The sequence below is a fragment of the Solirhodobacter olei genome (genome assembly GCF_004010155.1).
In the GTDB taxonomy this organism is placed as follows: Bacteria; Pseudomonadota; Alphaproteobacteria; order Rhodobacterales; family Rhodobacteraceae; genus Solirhodobacter; species Solirhodobacter olei.
Genome location: NZ_RRYH01000065.1, coordinates 1 through 325 on the forward strand (window position 1 = coordinate 1; position 325 = coordinate 325).

Here is a 325-nt window from a genome sequence, read left to right on the forward strand (position 1 = left end):
TTGCCCGCCGCCGTCACCTGGCCGGTGAAGAAGCGCCCGAAGTTGTTCGCCGCCTCCACCACCGCGCGGTAGCCCGCAATATTGGCCATCGAGGACAGCGCATCCATCTTCTGCGCGCGGGAGATCCGCGGCACCATGTCCATGGCGATCACATTGGCGCCCTGGTCCTTGGCCAGTTCCAGAAGCCGCTCGTTCTGCGCCGGGTAGAAGAACGAGATCAGAAGCTGCCCGTGGCGCAGCCGCTTGACCTCGGCCTCCTCCGGCTGGCGCACCTTGACGACGACATCCGCCGCCTTCCAGAGCGCCGGGGCGGTCTTCACCACCT

General features: G+C 66.8%; 1 pseudogene. It reads right to left on the reverse strand.

What is annotated here, in order from left to right:
• A pseudogene (locus tag EIP85_RS22295) lies at window positions 1–325 on the reverse strand (Re/Si-specific NAD(P)(+) transhydrogenase subunit alpha); the annotation flags it as partial.